The following is a 21,076-nucleotide window of genomic DNA, read 5'->3' as shown; positions in this document are numbered from 1 at the left end:
GTTGATAGTCGGTAGTGGGATGGCGGCGTTTCTTTACGGGGCGGGGTATGTAATTAGTGTAGCGATTGTTTATTTATAGGAGGGAATAGAATGAAGAAGAGATACATTTTCACAAAAGGGCATAGAAGGTGTGGAACTTGCAACAAGAAATATAAAAACTCGAAATCTAGCATCTATATTAAATATAGAAGAAAAATGGATTGTATGACTTGCACAGCAAAAGAAATCGACACTTTAATAAAAACGTTTCTTGAAAGGGTTTAACCGAAATGAGTACAAATACATTAGATAAGTTTCAGAACCACACAGAGATGGAAATAAGCGTGTTAGAAGCGATGTTAGAAGATAACTATCTTATCGATGAGTGTCGGCTGAGTCAGAAACACTTTACAGACAGTAAGCACAAGGAGTTATACAAAACTATTTGCGAACTTCACGACAAGGAAATCGATATTAATCCACAAATGATTATCGGTCATAGCGATTTAGAAATTCAAGATGTCATGAAGGTGATGTCACACGGATCTCTTACATCTAACTTTGATTTCTATCAACGCAAGATGTTTGATTTCATAGAAATAGAGGAAATAAGAAAACTTGCGGCGAGGTTCTTAACTGAAACGGAACAGAAGAACACTTCAGACGCTTCAGAACGATTTATAAACAGAGTTTTGAAAACTAGCGAGGAAAAGGTAGTAAGTAAGGAAACATTCCAACAGAAGCTATTAAACCGCGTTGATAAACACGCAAATATGAAAGTCGATGGTATGTCAGGCGTAGACACTGGTTGGGATAAATTCAACAACTTCACCGACGGTTGGCAAGCTGGAGACTTAATCATCGTTGGTGGTCGCCCAGGCATGGGTAAAACAGCTTGGACATTGGATAGTATGCGTAGAGGTGCGGAACGAGATTTGAACGGGACGTACAGAGGAAAATACTACTCGGCCGAGATGCCCGAGGGACAATGTATTGACCGATGGATAGCCGGACAGTCGATGTTACCTGTAGCATGTATGAAGAATCCTAATAGATTCCTACCTTTATATGATAAGAGTGCGGGCTTACAACCAGGTACGGCGTTTGCTAAGTATCAAATAGCTGTAGGTAAGATGAGTGAGTTACCTTTAGAAATCAGCGAAGAGAAAGATTTACGAATGATTAAGGCTGATATGCGTAAAGAGGTTAAAAACAATCCTGATAAGAAACACGTATTCATGATAGACCATATTTCTCATATCAACGTAGATGGAATGACGGAAGACCTCGTGCGGTTCGCTGAAGTTGTTCGTGAGTTAAAACATACGGCTGTACAATTAGATGTACCTATCATACTTCTCGTACAGTTAAACAGGGGTAACACCAATAGGGAAGACAAACGCCCTACAATGGCTGATATAAGAGCGTGTGGGGAAATTGAACAGGTCGCCGATATGATTATCATGCCGCACAGAGAAAATTATTACGATAACGAGACAAAAGGCGAGCGTTATCAAGAAATGGAGATTATCGTTGATAAATACAGAAACGGTCGTGCTGGTACATATCACATGATTTTCGACTCGGTGACAAATACGTTCCACGATAAGGAGTAAAAGAGGTGACGGTTAAAGATGTTTACATGAGCGCGAAACAAGACGAATTGATGTCTTTGATCGTTATCATAGACTTGTTATTGCAACACGGAAAGATTAAGTGGAAAGACGATTCTAGCGTTCTTACATCATACATGAACGAGAACGGCGATAAATGGAATCGGCTCATACAAAAAGAATTTATGAAGAGAGGTTATGTAGCGTGAAAATTGAATCAAAGGGGATTGATGAATGAAGAAAAGCGAGCAAACTCTAATACAACTAGAGATGGAACGCGATAAGTTGGAAGATGAATTACACAAGTTACAATATCACATGGTGGGATTGAAGAGTGAGAAGCGAAATACAGGCGTGAAAATTAGCGAGATTAAAGGACGGCTCGGGCAAATTTATGTCGAGTTGTCCGAATCTATTTAAATGTTTCGGAGGGATACGGAATGAAATTCAGAACAAGCAAAATGTTACAAGTCATGATCCATGAAGCTTACAAAAACAATAAAAGCATCACAAAAATAAAGTTGGGAGTAGGGACGTTTTACGATATGAAAAACGAAAACGAATATGTACTATGCATTACTTACGAAGATATTCAAGATTTGAAGTTTATGGGCATTAAATTGGAAGTTGATACAGAAGTAAAAGAAATGGTTTGTCTCGAAATGGAGGATGGTTTTCAGTGATGAAACTAAATAAAACATGGGCAAACACAACCGCCGGAATTATATACGAAATTAGAGAAAGGAGGGAAAAGAACGTTTTACATTACGAGTGGGCTATTGTAAGGGACGGTAAAGAGTTACATGTAGCTAAAGGGTATAAGAGCAAGGAAACGGCAAGGAGACACTTGAAAGAGTTGAACCCGCATATTGAAGGGCAATTCAAGACTAAAAGAGCGCCACGAAAGAAAGTGAACGCCGTGAAGGTGGAGTATGACGGGCATGAGTTTGATTCTATGACCGAGCGTGACTTTTATATCTATCTATTAAACACAAAGTTAGTCAGTAACATCGAGCTACAAAAGACGTTTCATCTACTAGACGGGTATGAGTTACCTAGCATCGTCAATAAGAAAGGGACGAAGAAAGTTAGACCTAAAGTGTATACACCTGATTTCGTTTGTCATATCGAGGGTACGGGTGTTGTAGCGTTCGAGGTTAAGGGTTCGAAGTTAGCTATCCCACGTGACTTTTCATTGAGGAAGCACATGTTTGAGCAACAGTACGGAATCGAGTTGGTTGTGGCTGTTTACAAAAAGAAGACAGACGAATGGGAGTTATCATAATGAGCGAGTTAATTTGGGAAGTAGAATATGTAACGCAAGATGCTGATGTTAAAACAATCGAGGTTTTAGGGCGGAACGAATTGACGGTTATAGCGCATGTGATGTTGACGTATAAACCGTTGAGAATCATAAGTGTGGAGGAAGTACGGTGATTGAAACTATTAAACGTTTTATATGTAAACATTGGTATAAGAACCACAAATACCAATGTACTGGATTGTTTTACAGCGCCTTAGGAAGAGAGAAAGACTTAGAGATATGGGAATGTAAACGATGTGGAGAATGGCACATTATAGAGGTCGGTAATCGGGATGAGTTATGAAGACGAACGCCACATGATGCACATGAAAGCTTACCTCGTTGATCGTTTAGGATGGAGAAGGAGGGACGAGATAGAGGGCTGGGACTTGGCGACGACGTTTGAACAGTTTCGGCGGGAGTATCACGGCGAGAACAAAGTGAAGACTAAAACTAAAGCGAATAAGGAGATATGGAAACGATGAAAACAGAAACTATACCATTCATGTTCATTAAACCTTTTGGATCAATTAAGAAAGGTGACGAGATTCTATTTGATGACGGCCCCGGGATTGTTACCTCTATTCAATCGGTAGAGTTGTTAAAAGATAGAGACAGTTGCGCAATGAAAGTAATCGGGCGATACAAAAAGAAGGTAAATTACGTTGATCAGTTATTAAACCAATTTGGGAGGAATAAATAATGAGCCGCAAAAAGAGAATTAAACGTTATTTCACTAAAAATCAAAAAACACGTTGTGAATCGTGTGGAAGGTTATACGATATGAACGACCCTTTTGAGTGGTTCATTCATAGCAATGAGACAGGCGGAGGGTGTATTTTAAGATGAGACAAATTAAAGTAGAGTTAGAGAAAGATTATACTAAGTGTCCTAGAAAAGAACACAACTATCGGATTGGTAAAGAGAGGGATTGGAAGAATGAATTTAAGAAAGGTAAGAAACGTTATGCGTGGACGAAGCGAGATGCTTACTTAGAACCGTGTGAAGAATGTGGGAAAGAGTTAACTATATTTAATGACTATCACAGACGTTGGGGTACTTGCAATGGAACGTGTTACTTGCATTTAGTCGGGATGTCGTGGAGTGATTTTATTTAATCCGAATCTATTTAAAAAAGTTTATCCAATTTGAGTCGAAATACTTGCTTGACAAATAACCTATATGGTAAAACATAATTAAGGTGTTGAACTTGATGTTTAGGTTTTGGAAAAGAAGAGAAAAACAAAATATGTTTTAACGCTTTTGGATTTAAGGACAAGTCTATTATTTTTAGGATAAATAATGAGGACAAAATGACGGTATCGATAACGACAATATGTCGGAATGCATAGAATCAAGGTTTATAGATAGATAAGAGGAATGAATATCGAAGATGAACAACTAAAGGAGATAAATAGTGTATGACTAATAGTGATATGGAACTAGCTATAAAGATCATAAGAGAGAATAGAGAGTTATACAGAGAAGAAGGTATAGACGATAAACAATCACAACTAATGATAGATATAATGTTAACTGGAATGAACTATACAGAAACAGAAATTAGATATTGTTATGTGTTAGCTACAGGTAAAAACATGACGATCTAATACACTTTAATCCGATTCTATTAAACTAAATCTGATAAGAGGTGGATATATGGACATGACGGCGATAACTCCACTGGTTGATTTCACGAAAGAGATGTTAGCGGACGGAGAGGACATCGAGAGCGTACAGAGGGAATTGTCGAAGGTGCTAGATACGTATAATAAGGTTGACTATGTTATCACACTAGCGACGAAGGGATATGTGAATACAGATAGCGAAGGAAGAGTGTTACATGAGGGAGTCTAACGACTCTCTTTTTATATTGTCTGAAACTTTTTTAACCTATTCTGAGGAAGTCAACTGGAATGTTGGGTAAATCTTGTTAAGTAGATTCGGAGTGGTATATAATAATAAATGTAAGGGAGATAACATCAAACTTACCACCTCGGAAAAGGTGAATTAAATAAATTCGTATTTGTATTCAAAGCGGATTTGTGGATATTCTTCTGTTCCGTAACTCAAACGATACGTACCTACCGGATTAATTCTAGTTTTTGCTCACGAACTTAAACTACAGATTGCGTCCTGTATGTTTATCTCGATTTCTTTAAAATTCTAAAACGTTGTATATGTATAGGTCGGTTCAAACGGGTCAGTGGACACGCTGATTACATGAATCGGGAGAGGTTGTTCCTCTCTTTAAGGGTAGTAAACTACGAAAAGTCTTAGTGCCGAAATGCTACCTTTAAAGATGTGAATAACATCACTCTATAATTGAAACAGCAAATAAAAAAATGTGTTTTATTTATCTACGCTCATTATAGGGAAGGTTGTTCCTTCCTTTAAGGATATAGGTGCTGGTGAATTAAGAGGTTCAACTCCTCTACCCTTTCGTGGTTCCGGTGGCGGGATTAAGTATTAGCAAAGTAGGTTCGATTCCTACCGCCTATATATTTAAAGGTGTGAATAACACAGTATCTTAACGGAGAATGTGAAGATAGCGCCAAAATAAAACATTGGATTCTACTTATTAAGAGTGAGTAAAGGCGATGTTTTTATTACTTATGGAATTCCCATTCCAATCACCTTCAGTACCTATACTGGTAACCGATCACACATATAAGGGTGTGGGGAGTTTATCCCCTATCTCTTTGAGTCTATAAGGAGTTTTTGTGATAATGCACGGAAACATTATCAGCGGCGGTTGGGCATATCCGTCGTCCTCCTTTTCTCCTTGTAGGCTGGAAGAGGTATTCCGAGGTAAGATGAGTATATCTTGAAGGAAAACTCCGTTAATCCACAACGTAAAGGGAAATACAATACAAAGGTTATTATCAAACACTTTTTGTATTGCTATCATAAAATCGAGCAACGAGAACTGTTGCGAAATAAACATGATAATTGATAACGAGCCAAAATGATTCGAAACGGATGATAAAGATCTAAATTAGAATCGACTCTACGGAGTATAAATCGATTGGGAGCTAATTCTCCCGTATCGTGGGAAGTGGTGTAACGGTTGAACACAAACGCGTGCTATGAGGTTCGAGTCCTCGTCTTCCCACCACATTATGCTGTGTTACCTCCAACGGAAAGAGGACAGGGAGCGCGCTGTTAAAACAGACCTGAAGTTATTGGTTCAAATCCAATACACGGCTTTTCTTTTATAGTTACAAGGCGAGAAACTGAGTGGAAACACTCTTTTTCTTTTGAAACAAAAGTTAAATTGTATTAAACTTTTTTATGGTATAATACCTAATAGGGGTATATGTAAAATAAAGAGAGGTGGAATAAATGAATGAACACGGGTTAAATGAACGACAACTTCGGTTTGCTGATTTGTATTTGGAACTAGGAAACGCTAGTGAGGCTTATCGACAAGCTGGGTACGAATGTAAGAACAAACGGACGGTAGAAACCGCTTCTTCTCGTCTGTTGAGAAATGTTCGTGTAAAAGCATATATCAACGGAATGCTCTCTAAGATGTCCGAGAAGCGTGTAGCAAGTGCTGAAGAGGTTTTAGCATATCTTACCTCTGTTATGGAAGGTAAAGCGGTAGGAAGTGTTGTAATCGGCGAAGGTATGGGTTCTCAAATTATTGAGGATATCACACCGACAGTAACAGAACGAACGAAAGCCGCTGAATTACTAGGGAAACGACATCGATTATTCACTGAACAAGTGGACTTGAACGCGAATGTTGGCGTAACGATCGTTGATGATGTGGAGGATGATGAGTGATGCAAGAGATAGCATATAACATTGCGTTATTTAGTATAGCTTCAATCTTTTTAACGGGTGCAATCGCTTTTGCTTTCATGACTTTTGTAGCTATTAAAAAGGTGATGCGTGGTGATTATAAATGAGAGAATACAAGGTTACTAAATCAGGTAAGTCTTACTATACTATCGGGAATGTCATTTATCCTTATTTCGGAGTGTAGGCAATGACTAACGTTGTAAAGATATCAAATGTTATATCTCCTCACTTCCGTGACTTTTGGGTAGTATCGAGGATGAAAGAACACCTTCGTTACGTGCTGAAAGGTGGTCGAGGTAGCGGTAAATCGTATCACATTCCATTTAGGATACTGTCTGACATTATTGAGTATCCGATTAGTTATCTAGTGGTTCGTAAGGTACAACATACGATTACTAAGTCGGTATTTGAACAGATTAAAGCCGCCGCTAACATCATGAAGATATCGCATCTATTTAGGTTCATCCCTTCTCGACTGTTGATTGAGTACAAGCCGCGTGGGAACAAGATATATTTCTCGGGCGCTGACGATCCAAACAAACTGAAGTCATTGAAGGACGCTGATTTCCCTATCATGGGATTATGGATTGAGGAATTAGCTGAGTTCAAGACTGAGGATGAAGTTACAACGATTGAGAACTCGGTGTTACGTGGCGAGATGCGCATTGAATCAGAACAAAGGAAAGGTAGGTTCTTCTCGTATTCCTTCTATTACTCTTACAACCCTCCTAAACGCCGTGGTCACTGGCTCAACAAGAAGTACAATAGTGCTTTCATTGACGATAACACGTTTGTAGACCACTCGACATACTTGGACAACCCTCATTTAACAGAAGCCTTCTATATTGAAGCTGAGAACGTTAAGAAGAGGAATGAATTAAAGTATCGATGGGAGTACATGGGCGAAGCGATTGGGGCTGGTGTTGTTCCGTTTGACAATCTGAATATAAGGGAGATAACTGACGATGAAATCAAGCGTTTTGATAACATTAGATCAGGAGTTGACTGGGGATATGGAGTCGATCCTGTCTCTTTTGGTCGTATCCAGTACGACAAAACTAGAAGAGGAATATATATCTTTGATGAATATTATGGAGTTCAAAAGTCTAATAGAGAACTTGCGGATTTCATTAAACGGAAAGGATATGACGATGTCTACATTACAGCCGACTCATCTGAACCAAAGTCGATTGATGAGATGCGCATTGAACACGGAATACGACGTTTCAGAGGTGCGAAGAAGGGTCAAGGAAGTGTTGAGTACGGTGAAAAGTGGCTTGCTGATTTGGACTTCATCGTCATTGACCCAGTAAGATGCCCTAACACAGCGAGAGAGTTCGAGAATATAGATTATGAAACTGATAGAGATGGAAACCCTAAACCTCGTCTACAGGATAAGGATAACCATACAATTGATATGGTGCGTTATGCGATGGAAGAGGATATGAAGAAGGGTGGCAAGATTAGAACGATGAGTAAGTCTAAACTTGGATTATAGTCCGATTCTATTAAACTTATTCGGAATAAAACGAAAGGAGTGACACGATGCTAACATTCGAACAAGCAAGAAACCTGTACTTCCGATTCAAGACAACAAATGCAACGGAAGAGAACAAGGGATTCAGACGCTTACAACGATTATACGAGTATTACATGGGACATCATGCGATATGCGAGAAGCCCGGACGTGGTGAAGGGTACAAGACGTACCGAGTGGTGCATAACTATCCTCAATACGTGTCAACGATCTCGACAGGCTATTTCATGGGAATGCCTGTTACTTACATTAGTGAAGATAAAGACGCAATTGAACCGGCGCTGGACATCATGGATGACAACGACGGGCAAACAGTCGATTACGATAACGCACTTGATATGTCGATTTATGGACGTGCTTATAGACTGTTCTATATCGACGAGAAGGGCGAGTTGAATTATAAGGACTTAGACCCTAAGAACACGATTGTTATCGATGACGGGAAGGTTAAAGAGTCTCTAACAGATGCTATTTACTTCTCTGAGAATCTAAACGCGAATAATAACGTTGATGTACGCATGTTTGTATACGACAACAAACAAATGGTTGAATACTACTTTGAAGCGAAGATGGAATGGTTTAAAACATCGGAAAGCGGATTTAATTCAGCTGATGTTGAGATACCTTACAAGGTTGTTAACACGGAAACTCATAACATTACTGATGAAGAAGGTAATCCAAAACTACCAATCATCAAGTTTAAGAATAATAAGTTCGAATTAGGAGACTACGAACCTCATTCGGCTCTTATCGATGCTTATAACGACTTAGTGTCAGGTAATATGGAGGACTTATCAGACTTCACGGATGCGTTCTTGAAGCTAGTCAACATGAATGAAACGAATATGGATGACATCGAAGCACTGAAGAAAGAGAAAATCCTGATGTTAGATGAGAACGGCGATGCTGATTGGTTGATTAAACAGGTTAACGATACATTCGTGAATAACGTTAAAGACCGATTAGAAGCCGATATTCACAAGTACACGTTTGTTCCTAATATGAACGACAAAGAGTTTGGCGGTAATCTATCAGGCGTTGCAATTAAGTACAAGCTACTGGCATTAGAGCAAGTCAGAGGACAGAAAGAGCGCATGTTTAACAAGGCTCTTACCGATCAATTAGCAATCATCAAAGGGTACTTAGATAGAACGAAACCTAGTGGTAAATCATTCGAATTGAAGGACATTAAGTTACAATTCACGCCTAACCTACCTCCTAACTTCTTAGAAGAAGCTGATTTAGTTACGAAGCTACGTGCCGCGGGATTACCTGACGAGTATGTGTATGCTAAGTTATCTGACGTTCAAGATGTAGAACACATTCTAGAAATGAAGAAGTCTCAAGAAAAGGAGATGTTCAGTGATGGCTATCAAGGTGCTTTCGGTGGGGAGAATAGTGAGAACCAACGGGAAGACGAAGGTTCTTCAGGAGACGATAGACGGGTTCGTGATGATAACACCAATAAGCAAGAAGGAAAAGTAAATGCCGACAATTGATGACTATTGGACTAAACGATCTGAACAACTCGAAGAACGATGGAACAAGGAAGCTAAGAAACTAGATGCTAGATTGAAAGCTTCCTATCGTCGGGCGTTTCAAGAGGTTAACCGTGACTTACGAGTGTATCTGACACGAAAAGGATTCGACTACAACGAACTGATGATGTCGCTTGATTCTGTTGAACGTAACGAACGAAAACTATCATTGCTAGAGTTCTTATCTGAACTGAAGAACATGGATACCAACATTGCGAAACGCATCGTACAGGATGTGAATGTGCATCTTGATATGAAGAAGTTGACGCGATTGGATGCTATCTCTTCCGAGATGCTTGTGAGACTCGGTGAAAAGGCGCTAGACGAAGATAAAGAGATACGTGAGCAAATGTCTAAGGTTTACACTCAAACGCTTCTATTGGACAAATACGAGTTTATGAGGATGAAGATTAACACGCCTACTTATCGTATCAACGAGAAACTGATTGAAGATATCCTAACATACCCGTGGAGTGGTGATAACTTCTCCAATCGTATATGGGATAACAAACAGAAGTTACTCAAGGTGCTGAGACAGGAGTTAACACAAGGCGTTATCCAAGGGTTACATGCTGATGATGTTGCTGACAGGCTGAAAGATAAGATGAATGTCAGTTTAAGAGACGCTATCACTCTAGTTCATACAGAAACGGCGTATTTCTACAATAAGGGAGCGTTAGACAGTTATGAAGAAGCTGGAATTGAAAGTTATAAGTTGCATGTTACTTATGATCGTCGTACATCTCCTAAGTGTCGTGCATTGGATTCTAGCAAAGTGTATAGACGCGATGAAGTTAGTGTTGGTACAAACTACCCTCCTTTACATCCTCGTTGTCGTACGTTATCGATACCGCACTTCGAAGGATTGAGCGGGCCCAAGTACAGATGGGTGCGTGACAACAAAGATAAGAGTGTGAAGGTTGAGGAAGCGAATATGAGTTACAAACAATACGAGAAACAATTTCTTGGTTAGTATGTAATTTTTACACAACTATCGTCGTACTTGTGGACGTTAAACACATGGAATCAATAGACTACTCGGTCTTAAAACGTGGAGGTAATTATGAAGAAACAATTTAAACCAGCATTACGTTTATCTGATGTTAAAAACGGTCTGCAATACTTCTCTGAAGAGGAGATTGAACAGAATGAAGAACAGACGGAAGAAGTTGAGAAGAAGACGCCTGATCAAAAGCTATTCTCACAAGAAGAACTTAATAAGGTTGTTGCTAAGATTCGTAAACAAGAGTCTGCGAAAGCTCATGAAGCCGCGATGAAAGAATTAAAGCTTCAAAATATGAGCAAAGAAGAACGCATGATGGAAGAAATGAAGGAAATGAAAGCCGAGTTAGAAGCTGCTAAGTCAGTCGCGCAACGTTCGAAATTACGTGACTACTCTGCTAAGAATCTACGTGAGATGGGTATTGACCCTGCATTCGCTGACTTCGTTATCGGTGGTAATGAAGAGGAAACATCTGAGAAGCTTGCCGCTTTCAAGAATCAATTTGACCGTGTGTGGTCTGCTCGTGTTAAATCTGAGATTGCAACGGAAACACCTAAGAAAGCTGATACATCTGTAAACACGGCTAACTTAGACCCTGAAACAGCTGCTTTCTTAAAAGAATTCAACAATTAAACACTCGACCTTCGGAGCATGTCTATAAACTGCAATCCGAATCTATTTAATATAATCCGAAAGAGAGATGATTTTTAATGGCTTTAGAACTAACTACTAAGTATGCTGACTTAATCGATGAGCGTTTTGTACTAGATGCTCTATCAACGCCGGGTGTAAACCAAAACTACTCATGGGAAGGCGCTAAAACAATCAAGGTAACGTCTGTACCAACAGTTGCATTAACTGACTACACTCGTGACGGTATGTCTCGTTTCGGTACTGCTACTGAATTATCTAACGAAATTCAAGAGATGACGTTAACGCAAGATAAAGCTTTCGCTTTCACGCTTGACAAAATGAATGAAGATGAAACGAAATTACAGGCTGCACGTTCATTAGCACGTCAAATCCGTGAAGTCGTAGTACCTCACGTTGATACTTACCGTTTTAAAATCATGGGTACAAAAGCCGGTAAACAAGCTGAGGGTACTATTGATGAAAAAGAAATCTATAAAGCTGTATTAGAAGGCACAGAGTTCTTAGATGACAACGAAATCCCGTCAAACCGTGTTATTTTCGCTACACCTGAGGTTCACAAGTTCCTTAAATTAAGTGATCAATACGTTAAACAATCTGACTTAGGTATGCAACGTGTATCTATTATGGGTCAAGTTGGTGAGTTGGATGGAATGCCTGTTGTTAAAGTTCCTAAGAAACGTTTAGGTGACTACGGTTTCATTATTGCTCACGCTGCTGCTACGGTTGCTCCTATTAAACTAGCTGACTACCGTTTACATCAAGACCCTCCGGGTATCTCTGGTACTTTAGCTGAAGGACGCGTTTACTTCGATGCATTCGTATTAGATCAAAAGAAAAACGCTATCTACGCTTTCAAAGGTAAACCAGCTAGCGGCGGTGGGGAAGCACCAGCAAAAGCCGTTGCTAAAACTGCTGCTAAATAATGAGGGCTTCGGCTCTCTTCCCTTGCGGGAGGTATTGATATGAAAATGATTACTACATTTGAGCGTTTCAAAATGATGACGCAAAAAGAATATAACGAATCACAACAACAATTGATTACAGAAATCATTATCCCGATTGTCACTGAGTTCATCATCGGTTACACGGGAGTTGATTTCGAAGCTGAAGGACGTGAGTTTCCGGCGGCATATGAGATTGTTGCAACTCGTTTAATTACTTACCACCTAACATCACAAGATGGTGACGTAGTGAGTGAAACAATGGGTAATTACAGTGTGACTTACGGTCAAAACGGCGTATACCCTGAGCATCTGTTAAAAGGATTGCATAGACGAATGAGAACACCATCTTCACGAATCCGAGGACGCCAACCTAAAGGACGTGGTGATTATGAGGATAAATAATCTAATCAACCGATTCGGAAGAGAGACATCAGTTTATCGCAAGCTAGAGAACAGCAAGAAAGACCCGTACAAGCGTGGAGAATTCGAATTGAAACATACACTACAAGCTATCGTCGATGAGGATACACAAGGCGGTCAAGGTCGTTTCGGACAAGATCGTATTTCGGATATGATTGACGCCGTTCTTTACTGCAAAGTGATCGATATCCGCACAGGCGATAAAGTGGTACAACGCGACAAAGAGTACCGCGTGATGAAAGTTTCTAATCCCTATAACGCTGATGACCATATCGAATGTTTATTGGAGCATTGGGGATGAGTGAGGGATTCGTTTCTAGAAGGCGTGAAGTTGAACAACGTACAAAGGTATTGGAACAAGTCGCAATGTTAGCCGCCGCGAATTACGTTAAAGGTATGGCACAAACTTACTCTCGTTCTAGGTCAGGTGATACCAAAAGAAGTATAACCGCCCAAACGAAGATGTTAGGTAACCAAGTTGTTGGCGTTGTTGGTAGTAACCAAGACAATGTCATGTATGAAGAGTTCGGGACCGGTATTTATGCTGAAAAGGGTAATGGTCGTAAGGATAAATGGGTGTATTTCGACAAGAGAACAGGCAAGTACTACCGTACACAAGGTAAGAAAGGTACACGTGCCTTACGAAACGCTGGGGAGCAACATAAGGCAGACATTATCCGTATCATTCAACAAACAATGAGAGGTGGTCTTGGCGGATGAAGAAGCTTATCCAAGGTGTTCACGAGATGCTTATTGATTGCGTCGGGACGCCATTAAACATAGATGTTTTCTATCGAGAAGCTGATGAGGAAACTATTAAACTACCCTACCTAGTCTATAACTCTCAATCTGATATGCCAACAAAGTACCGTGAAGAGTTCGTATTCACCGTTTCTATATGGGGAATAGATGAACACTATGGATTACTAGATGAAGCGACAGAGAGAATTATGGAATGCGTGACAGGTAGAACATTGATAGATTGCTGCAAACCGTTGGTTATTAATACGGCGTTTCTATCGAGATTAGACATCCCAAACGAAGATCAACGTTTGAGATGTAAAGAGGTTCGATTCCGAGTCTCTTATTACAGACAACAAGGGTACGACACTGGACGTATCCATTAAACATGAGAGGTGAAACACTTGAAACCATTAATTAACAAGTTTAACCCTGAGAAAATCGTTTTAGGTGCTGGTACGGCATTATTCTTCAACTGGACATTAGGTGAAGAAAAGATGATTGATGTCGGCGCTACACAAGGTGACTGTACTTTCAGTTATGTTCCTGAATTCGAGAACATCAAACCGCGTGGAGTTCGAGGGAACGTGAAAGGATTAACGTACGTAACGGGTTCTGAATCGAAAGTGAAAGCTTCGTTCTTAGAGTTCTTAGACCCTGATTTAATTAAGAACTTCCTATTAAATGCGACGGTTACAAAATACGAGAACGACGGTTCAAACGGGAAGGTTAAAGGTAAAGGAGCGATCATCCGTGCGAATGAGTCTTTAATCGATTGCTGCGGCGGTGACCCTTACTTAACGGATATCACAATCATTGGGCAAAACAATAACTGTGAAACATATCGAATCACTCTATTCAACGCGTTACCAACGTCAGGATTAGAGGTCGTGTTTGGTGACGCTGAGGTTGCGGCTGAAGTTGAATTCACGGGCTATAACGACCCACAAGACCCGATGACACCACCGTTTGAAATCGAAATCTTCTCACCGGAAGAGAAATGCCCAGTTAAGCCACCTGAGAAAGAGAAGTCGGCGAAACCTGAGGTAGATGTACTGACTGCTGAAGACACGAAAGTAACTGGTAAAGGTGTTAAAGGAGCTAAGATTTCTGTACAAGTGAATGGCGGTCAACCGAAAGAAGGTGTCGTTGGAGAAGGCGATAAATTCGAGGTAGTTGTTGATGCACTTACAGAAAACCAAAAGGTGACGGTAACACAAACAGAAGAAGGTAAAGACCCTTCTGACCCTGTCGAGGTAACTGTTCAGGGAAAGTAAATCCGATTCCTAAACCGACTATAGATGAACCTGTTATCGAAGGTGATCAAGTTTACATTACTGGAACTGGTGTCGCTGGGTATTGGGTTGCTGTAACGGTCAAGGGATCGGGATTTGAATTAGCAGAAGTCGACGGAGACGGTAAATGGAAAACACAAAACAAAATGAAGTTAATTGCTGGCGAAGAGATTAGTGTCAGACAACGAATCCATGAACTTGATGAAGAACATCAGTCAGACCCAGTAACAACAATTGTACAAGCGAGAGAATAAATACGAGGGGTTCGCCCCTCTAATACTTAGAAAGAGGGATTAACTATGACAAACACTATTACATCTACTTTTACGATTAATGAAACAGAACACACGATGAGATCGTTGAACGCACTTGACCGCATGACTGTTGCTGGTATGGTAGGTCGACAAAACTTTATGAAGACTTTCGACCCTGATTTATTAGAGAAGTTCGCACAGGTTGAGAAGAAACCACAAGAAGAATGGAATACGGAAGATAAGAAGATTGCGTTCGAATTCGCTTCAGTTCTTAACAGTAATTTACTACTTCTTATTTCTGCTGAACAAAAAGCATTCTTCGGGCTTCTATCTTCGGTTAGTGGAATCAAACAAAGTGACATTGAAAATCTACCTGAACAAGATTTCGACTCTATCTTCAATGCATTTAAAGAAATCGGAGGGGTTGCAGCTTTTACGAAAACCGTAATGAGTCTGAACAATTAATCTACGAAATAATAGATGTAATGGCGTCTCGTTATGGTTCTCTTGAATATATTATGACAATGCCTTGGCAGATACTGGTTAACTTGTATTCTAAGGCTACTAACAAGGCGATAGAGGTTGAAAGAAGATGGGAGAGATATGTTAACAACCCATTTATCGAAATGTCTTTCAGCGAGTATTTAGATGCTACTGATTATAACAAGGTAACAAATAATAAACAGGAGCAAAAAATAGAGCGCCCGAAAATGAGCGCTAAAGAAATGGTGGAGAGGGCTAAAAAGCTTATGCCGCCACCTAAAAGAAAGGGTGATTAGATGGAAGTATTTAAGATATTCGGTACCCTCGGATTGAGAGATAACGAGTATCGAACAGGATTGAGTCGTGCGGAGCAACAAGGGCAACGCGCATCTAACTCTATCAATAAAGGTTTCAAGAATACTGGATCAATGTTTAGTGGTATGGGTATTGCTGCCGGTGGTTTCGGTGCATCGATGATGGGTATGGCAGGAATAACCGTCGGTGTAGGTGCGGCACTTGCTGGAACTGTTTCAGCTGGGGCTAACTTCGAGAAAACATTATCTAGCGTTAAAGCAATGACCGGAGCGACTGACGAACAAATGGCAGCTATGACGAAACAAGCCAAGGCATTAGGTGCTGACACGAAATTTAGCGCTTCTCAAGCTGCTGAAGGTATGGCGTTCTTAGGTATGGCAGGTTTCAAAACTAACGACATTATGAAAGCTATGCCCGGTATGTTAAACCTAGCTGCAGCGGGTAGCTTAGATTTAGGTCGAGCCGCTGATATTGCTTCGAATATTATGGCAGGTTTCAGTATTGATGCAGGTCAAGCAGGACACGCTTCAGACGTTCTAGCGTTCGCCGCTTCAAACTCGAATACGAGCGTTGAGCAATTAGGGGAAGCGATGAAATACGCATCCGGTACAGCTTCTACAATCGGTCTAGGTTTAGAAGAAACAACCGCCGCTATGATGTCGATGGCTGACGTTGGTTTACAAGGTTCTGTCGCAGGTCAAGCATTCGCTACATCTCTCGGTAGATTGGCTAAACCTACTGGTGAAGCCAAGAAGGTTATCGATGGACTGAATCTATCGTTCTTTGACCAACAAGGTAAAATCAAACCTTTACCTGATATCATAGGCGAATTAGAGAAAGGTATGGGCGGGATGACCGAGCAACAAAAGACAGCCACGTTACAAACAATCTTTGGTGCGGAAGCATTCAAAAACTGGGCGGCGTTACTTAAAACTGGTAGCGACAAACTTAGAGAGAATACTCAAGCACTGAAAGATTCAGACGGTGCTGCAAAAGAAATGGCTGACACGATGAACGACAACCTTATCGGTAAATGGGATAGTTTTAAATCTAAATTAGAAGGTTTAGCGATCACTATTTTCGAACGTCTAGCACCTGCATTAGTTGGGGTACTGGCGGGGGCGGAAGCGGCGGTTGTTGGCGTCGATAAATTCATACAATCGTTTATCCCTCTAGATTCAATGATGACTGGTATCCTGAGTATCACCAATGCACTTGATTTAATGTGGAGAACCGCTGGCGGTGATTCGCAATCAGGTATCCAAGCTGTTGATCTTATGACGGCGATGGGGCTATCTCCCGAAATGCAAGAAATGGCTATGAGTGTCATCTATAACATTCGAAATGGGATAGATATGCTTAAAGCGCTTGTTGCCGGTGATTGGGGCATGGCTAGAGGTATAGGTGAGAAGTTAGGGATAAGTCCTGAAACAACTGAACAACTGATTATGCTAACAGCTAGTATCTACGGTGCTGTGAATAATGTGATAGAAGGTATTAAAAACGGTTTAGCAGCATTTGCACCGGTTGTTATGAGTATTATCGGTAACATTTGGAGTTTTATTTCCGGAGTGTTCGCAATAATGCTCCCTTATATAACATCAGCTATCCAATCAATTTCTTCATTTACAAAAGGTGCATTAGATCAAATAGCGGCTTTTTGGAGAGATAACGGAACACAGATTTCTCAAGCGGTATCTGTAGCTTTCAGCTTCATTCAATCAGTGATTTCGGCTGTAATGCCTATTATATCATTCATCATATCTAGCACCTGGGAATCTATTAAGTCAGTGATAAATGGTGCGTTAAACATCATTATGGGACTCATTAAAGTATTCGCATCCGTATTGACTGGAGATTGGCGTGGCGCGTGGGAAGGCATTAAGCAAATTCTTTCAGGCGCTTGGGATGCTATGTGGGGGATTGTTGGATTATGGACAGGTAAGATAACTGGACTTGTTTCCAAATTCGTTCCGGGTCTAGGGACGATTTTCAAACCTGTAACAAAGTTAATTTCCGAACCATTCGAGTTAGCTTGGAAAGCGGTAGAAAAGGTTGTTGGATGGATTACAAAAGCATGGGATGGTATCAGTGGCATTCTAGGTAAAGTTAAAGAAGGTGCTAGTGCTGTTGGTGGTTTTGTCGGCGGTCTCGTAAGTGGTCCCGCACGAGCAGCCGCAGCACCGGTAAACGGATTTGCTTCAGGTGGTATCTTCAAGCCTAACCAAGAACGAATGATTAAAATTGGTGACGCTAAGAGTTACGACGAAGCAGTATTGCCGTTGAATAACAGTACACTAGGTAAAATCGGCGATAGGATCGCAGCGACAATGAATGGCGGTGGAGGTAGTGAAACAATCATTATTAAACCACAACCAATCATCTTAAATGGTAGACAGATAGCGAAAGCGGCTGGTCAAGAGATAAATAGAGAACTAGGATTCCAAAGAGGTAGGGAGGTGAGAGTGTAATGACTTGTTGTTCAAATTACGATTTAAGCTGTATGGATTATTTTACATTCGATGGAGTTAGTTCGTTGGATTACGGTTTAATCGTTGTAGGTGAGCGCGATTTCAGTGGTGCTGGTCGTGATGTTGAAATGGTGAGAATTTTAGGGAAAGACGGTCTTATCCCTAAACGCTCAAAAGGTTACAACAATATTCAGAGAACATTTGAATGTAACTTGATCGTTGAGGATTGGAGAGAGTTGCATAACAAAATGAGAGACATTCGGAATTGGCTTACCGATGTAGAAGGGTTCAGAGATTTCGTGCTGAGTTATGATGATGAATCGATTTACAAAGTTATGATTAATGACGAGATTAAAGCTGTGATGATTAGTGAACAAATCGCAAGGGTTGACATTACATTCGAAACTAAACCTTACCACTATTTCTATGATAGTTTCGATTTCATTCGCGAGGACAAGCCTTTTACATTAGTAAATCAACGTAAAGTATGGTCATACCCTTATATACTAATTGAAGGAAGCGGCAAAGTTGATTTACACATCAATAATAATACGTACGCCTTCACTATAAAAAACGGTTGGATTGAGATTGATTCGGAAACAATGTCTGTCTACCGAAATAACCAAGGAATTATCATCAATGAAGCGTCTAACTACACGACCCGTTGGTTCCCGAATTTGAAAGAAGGAGACAACAACATCTCGTGGACTGGAAATGTAAGCTTGATTGAAATTGTCCCTAGATGGAGGTCGAGATAGTATGCAACCGATATTATTTGCTAGTAACGAAACAAACTTTAACACATTGGGGCTTGGTGTAATCGCCAATGTCTCCAAGTGTGAAGTTACAGAAGAATTAAATGGAATGTACGAGTTAGAAATGGTTATCTATAACGAGGATGGTTTCGGCGGTGATCTGATTAACGCAACACCGATGCCATTAGAAAGAGATATTATCTTGGCTAAAGCTAACGATTTCGATCGAGGTCAACCATTCCGAATCTATAAAATTACAAAACTTGATGATTTCAGTATTGAAATATATGCGAAACACGTTACTTTTGATGCAAGTAAGTATTACGTGTCATCAATTATAAAACATGAAGCTTCATTCATTGGCGCTTTGCAAGAGGTGACATCGAAAATAGAACCTACTAATCACCCATTCAGATTATCAACTGATTTAGAAACTGTAACTCAATTCGAATCACTTTTTAAAGGGTTAGGTGACTTAATACAAGGTACAGAAGGTTCTTTACTACAACGTTATGGCGGGGAAATATCTCGCGATACATTCCATATTAGATATAACAGAAGAAGAGGACGAGATACAGATATAGTTATTGCAGCCGAAAAGAATATGACAGGTCTTGATGTCGATATCGATACGGATGGTGTAATAACCCGTATTGTCCCATGGGCTAATAAAAATGAGAATGCCGATAGTGGCGGTAAAGATGAAAAAGAATTCATCTACTTACCTGAGAGATTCGTAGACAGTCCGTATATTAATGAATATGAGCGACCATTAATGGAACCGGTTGAGTTTGATGGTGTTGAAACAGTTGAACAACTACGAAGTAAAGCGAAGGGTTTCTTCACTCGGAACAAAAGAGATATCCCAAAAGTTAATGTGAAAGTTCAATTCATACCTTTATGGGAGATTCACGGTTACGAAGATTTTGTCAACATCGAGCGGTTACAGATGGGTGACAAGGTAAAAGTATCTCACCCACGAATTACGGCCGATATGAGCGCGAGGGTAGTTAAAACGATTTACGATCCAATCGAGGAACACTACATCGAAATCGAATTGGGAGACTTTGCAACAACCATCTCAAGTGAGACACACAAAAACAGCGTTGATGTTATTGATCGCGTTGAGAAAGAACGTAGCAGCTGGGAGAAAGTCGTTGATATCGTAACAGAAAAGATAACGGGTAATGACGGCGGTCACGTTGTCTTACATCCGAAACTAAACCCGCAAGAAATCTTCATTATGGATACGGACAATCTTAATACAGCTAAACAAGTTTTAAGGATGAATAAAGAAGGTATAGGATTTTCTAAAACAGGAATCAACGGTAAGTTCGAAACCGCTTGGACTGTGGACGGTATATTTATAGCCGATTTCATCAGATCAGGAACTTTAGATGCAGACCTTCTAAAAGCAGGTGTTATCCGTGGTAAGAATGGAAAGATGAGTATCGATCTATCTAACGATAAACTGACGATTAAAGATGGAGCTATTTCAGTTATCCGCCCCGATGGATACGAGTGGGTACAAAATGGTATTCCCACTTTTGCGCTTGCAGTTACAGAGCATGTTCCACCGTTCCGCGCGCAAGATGTTGAACAATATTGGATGTGGTTTAGAGGCAAATATACAGAATGGGTTGATGCTGGTTGTTTATTTGGACTAAAACATGAATCGCGTTATCTAAGAATGAAAGCTTCTGTAGGGTTACAGAATGGTAATAGTGGTGGTGATTTACGAATTACAGAAACTGAAACTGGAAAGACGATATATTCAACAAAAATATATAACGGTATTGGTAATGATGATGCTGTTGATGATGTTGGTGAACCAAGAAATATAACAATTGATTTAGGTATTCCTACAGGTCGATTCAGACAGTTTAACGTAGAGTTCAAAACAAACGATAATACTAAGTGGGTTTATTGGAGGAAAGAATCTATATGGATGGAAGGGTGAC

Annotated in this window: 28 protein-coding genes; all 28 read left to right on the top strand. The window is 40.2% G+C overall.

The window, feature by feature from the left end; all coding sequences use genetic code 11:
• The first annotated feature begins 269 nt into the window (after positions 1 to 269).
• The 28 genes from PSR14_RS16485 (at position 270) to PSR14_RS16350 (ending at position 21,075) form a co-directional block, all read left to right on the top strand.
• A complete protein-coding gene (locus PSR14_RS16485) occupies positions 270 to 1,595 on the top strand; it encodes a replicative DNA helicase (protein WP_262726946.1) in 1,326 nt (441 codons plus the stop codon).
• A 5-nt stretch (positions 1,596 to 1,600) separates the two neighbouring features.
• Positions 1,601 to 1,801, top strand: a complete 201-nt coding sequence (locus tag PSR14_RS16480; protein WP_262726945.1) for a hypothetical protein — start codon at positions 1,601 to 1,603, stop codon at positions 1,799 to 1,801.
• A gap of 25 nt (positions 1,802 to 1,826) precedes the next feature.
• The gene (locus tag PSR14_RS16475) at positions 1,827 to 2,012 is read left to right on the top strand and encodes a hypothetical protein (RefSeq protein WP_262726944.1); all 186 of its coding nucleotides are present in this window, start codon (positions 1,827 to 1,829) and stop codon (positions 2,010 to 2,012) included.
• A gap of 20 nt (positions 2,013 to 2,032) precedes the next feature.
• Positions 2,033 to 2,275 (top strand): hypothetical protein, encoded by a 243-nt coding sequence (locus PSR14_RS16470; RefSeq protein ID WP_262726943.1) that lies wholly within the window; start codon positions 2,033 to 2,035, stop codon positions 2,273 to 2,275.
• Positions 2,275 to 2,877 carry a DUF1064 domain-containing protein gene (locus PSR14_RS16465; RefSeq protein WP_262726968.1) on the top strand — a complete coding sequence of 201 codons (603 nt, stop codon included), beginning with the start codon at positions 2,275 to 2,277 and terminating at the stop codon, positions 2,875 to 2,877. The genes PSR14_RS16470 and PSR14_RS16465 overlap by 1 nt, the downstream gene beginning before the upstream one ends.
• Positions 2,877 to 3,029: a hypothetical protein gene (locus PSR14_RS16460; RefSeq protein ID WP_262726942.1), complete on the top strand. Its 153-nt coding sequence runs from the start codon at positions 2,877 to 2,879 to the stop codon at positions 3,027 to 3,029. Before PSR14_RS16465 ends, PSR14_RS16460 begins: the two co-directional genes overlap by 1 nt.
• Positions 3,026 to 3,199 (top strand): hypothetical protein, encoded by a 174-nt coding sequence (locus tag PSR14_RS16455; protein WP_406644032.1) that lies wholly within the window; start codon positions 3,026 to 3,028, stop codon positions 3,197 to 3,199. The genes PSR14_RS16460 and PSR14_RS16455 overlap by 4 nt, the downstream gene beginning before the upstream one ends.
• A 177-nt stretch (positions 3,200 to 3,376) precedes the next feature.
• The gene (locus PSR14_RS16450; protein WP_262726941.1) at positions 3,377 to 3,598 is read left to right on the top strand and encodes a hypothetical protein; all 222 of its coding nucleotides are present in this window, start codon (positions 3,377 to 3,379) and stop codon (positions 3,596 to 3,598) included.
• A 142-nt stretch (positions 3,599 to 3,740) separates the two neighbouring features.
• Positions 3,741 to 4,013 carry a hypothetical protein gene (locus PSR14_RS16445; protein ID WP_262726940.1) on the top strand — a complete coding sequence of 91 codons (273 nt, stop codon included), beginning with the start codon at positions 3,741 to 3,743 and terminating at the stop codon, positions 4,011 to 4,013.
• A gap of 303 nt (positions 4,014 to 4,316) precedes the next feature.
• Positions 4,317 to 4,505, top strand: a complete 189-nt coding sequence (locus PSR14_RS16440) for a hypothetical protein (RefSeq protein ID WP_262726939.1) — start codon at positions 4,317 to 4,319, stop codon at positions 4,503 to 4,505.
• Between the two features lie 49 nt (positions 4,506 to 4,554).
• A complete protein-coding gene (locus PSR14_RS16435) occupies positions 4,555 to 4,752 on the top strand; it encodes a hypothetical protein (protein WP_262726938.1) in 198 nt (65 codons plus the stop codon).
• A 1,488-nt stretch (positions 4,753 to 6,240) separates the two neighbouring features.
• On the top strand, positions 6,241 to 6,687 hold the full coding sequence (locus PSR14_RS16430) for a terminase small subunit (RefSeq protein WP_262726937.1): 447 nt from the start codon (positions 6,241 to 6,243) through the stop codon (positions 6,685 to 6,687).
• Complete coding sequence (locus tag PSR14_RS16425; RefSeq protein WP_262726936.1) at positions 6,684 to 6,812, top strand: hypothetical protein; 129 nt, start codon at positions 6,684 to 6,686, stop codon at positions 6,810 to 6,812. The genes PSR14_RS16430 and PSR14_RS16425 overlap by 4 nt, the downstream gene beginning before the upstream one ends.
• 80 nt (positions 6,813 to 6,892) lie before the next feature.
• Positions 6,893 to 8,203: a PBSX family phage terminase large subunit gene (locus PSR14_RS16420; RefSeq protein WP_262726935.1), complete on the top strand. Its 1,311-nt coding sequence runs from the start codon at positions 6,893 to 6,895 to the stop codon at positions 8,201 to 8,203.
• Positions 8,204 to 8,250: 47 nt separating this feature from the next.
• A complete protein-coding gene (locus PSR14_RS16415; RefSeq protein WP_262726934.1) occupies positions 8,251 to 9,741 on the top strand; it encodes a phage portal protein in 1,491 nt (496 codons plus the stop codon).
• Entirely contained in the window at positions 9,728 to 10,753 is a 1,026-nt protein-coding gene (locus tag PSR14_RS16410) for a minor capsid protein (protein WP_262726933.1), read from the top strand. Before PSR14_RS16415 ends, PSR14_RS16410 begins: the two co-directional genes overlap by 14 nt.
• Positions 10,754 to 10,843: 90 nt before the next feature.
• Positions 10,844 to 11,416, top strand: a complete 573-nt coding sequence (locus tag PSR14_RS16405; protein ID WP_262726932.1) for a DUF4355 domain-containing protein — start codon at positions 10,844 to 10,846, stop codon at positions 11,414 to 11,416.
• Positions 11,417 to 11,493: 77 nt separating this feature from the next.
• A complete protein-coding gene (locus PSR14_RS16400) occupies positions 11,494 to 12,360 on the top strand; it encodes a hypothetical protein (protein ID WP_262726931.1) in 867 nt (288 codons plus the stop codon).
• Between the two features lie 39 nt (positions 12,361 to 12,399).
• A complete protein-coding gene (locus PSR14_RS16395) occupies positions 12,400 to 12,783 on the top strand; it encodes a hypothetical protein (RefSeq protein ID WP_262726930.1) in 384 nt (127 codons plus the stop codon).
• An 88-nt stretch (positions 12,784 to 12,871) separates the two neighbouring features.
• Entirely contained in the window at positions 12,872 to 13,102 is a 231-nt protein-coding gene (locus tag PSR14_RS16390) for a hypothetical protein (protein WP_262726929.1), read from the top strand.
• The gene (locus PSR14_RS16385; RefSeq protein WP_262726928.1) at positions 13,099 to 13,521 is read left to right on the top strand and encodes a hypothetical protein; all 423 of its coding nucleotides are present in this window, start codon (positions 13,099 to 13,101) and stop codon (positions 13,519 to 13,521) included. The genes PSR14_RS16390 and PSR14_RS16385 overlap by 4 nt, the downstream gene beginning before the upstream one ends.
• Positions 13,518 to 13,928: a hypothetical protein gene (locus PSR14_RS16380; protein WP_262726927.1), complete on the top strand. Its 411-nt coding sequence runs from the start codon at positions 13,518 to 13,520 to the stop codon at positions 13,926 to 13,928. The genes PSR14_RS16385 and PSR14_RS16380 overlap by 4 nt, the downstream gene beginning before the upstream one ends.
• 18 nt (positions 13,929 to 13,946) lie before the next feature.
• On the top strand, positions 13,947 to 14,819 hold the full coding sequence (locus PSR14_RS16375; RefSeq protein WP_262726926.1) for an Ig-like domain-containing protein: 873 nt from the start codon (positions 13,947 to 13,949) through the stop codon (positions 14,817 to 14,819).
• A gap of 317 nt (positions 14,820 to 15,136) precedes the next feature.
• The gene (locus tag PSR14_RS16370; protein ID WP_262726925.1) at positions 15,137 to 15,556 is read left to right on the top strand and encodes a hypothetical protein; all 420 of its coding nucleotides are present in this window, start codon (positions 15,137 to 15,139) and stop codon (positions 15,554 to 15,556) included.
• Between the two features lie 20 nt (positions 15,557 to 15,576).
• Complete coding sequence (locus PSR14_RS16365; RefSeq protein WP_262726924.1) at positions 15,577 to 15,870, top strand: hypothetical protein; 294 nt, start codon at positions 15,577 to 15,579, stop codon at positions 15,868 to 15,870.
• Positions 15,871 to 18,360 (top strand): phage tail tape measure protein, encoded by a 2,490-nt coding sequence (locus tag PSR14_RS16360; RefSeq protein ID WP_262726923.1) that lies wholly within the window; start codon positions 15,871 to 15,873, stop codon positions 18,358 to 18,360.
• Positions 18,360 to 19,118 (top strand): phage tail domain-containing protein, encoded by a 759-nt coding sequence (locus PSR14_RS16355; RefSeq protein ID WP_262726922.1) that lies wholly within the window; start codon positions 18,360 to 18,362, stop codon positions 19,116 to 19,118. The genes PSR14_RS16360 and PSR14_RS16355 overlap by 1 nt, the downstream gene beginning before the upstream one ends.
• 1 nt (position 19,119) lies before the next feature.
• A complete protein-coding gene (locus PSR14_RS16350; RefSeq protein WP_262726921.1) occupies positions 19,120 to 21,075 on the top strand; it encodes a phage tail spike protein in 1,956 nt (651 codons plus the stop codon).
• The last annotated feature ends 1 nt before the right edge of the window (position 21,076 follow it).

Source organism: Bacillus sp. A01H, assembly GCF_045277205.1.
GTDB lineage: Bacteria > Bacillota > Bacilli > Bacillales > Bacillaceae_G > Bacillus_A > Bacillus_A paranthracis.
The sequence above is the reverse complement of the archived record's forward strand: the minus strand, read 5'-3'. Positions and strand labels throughout refer to the sequence as shown.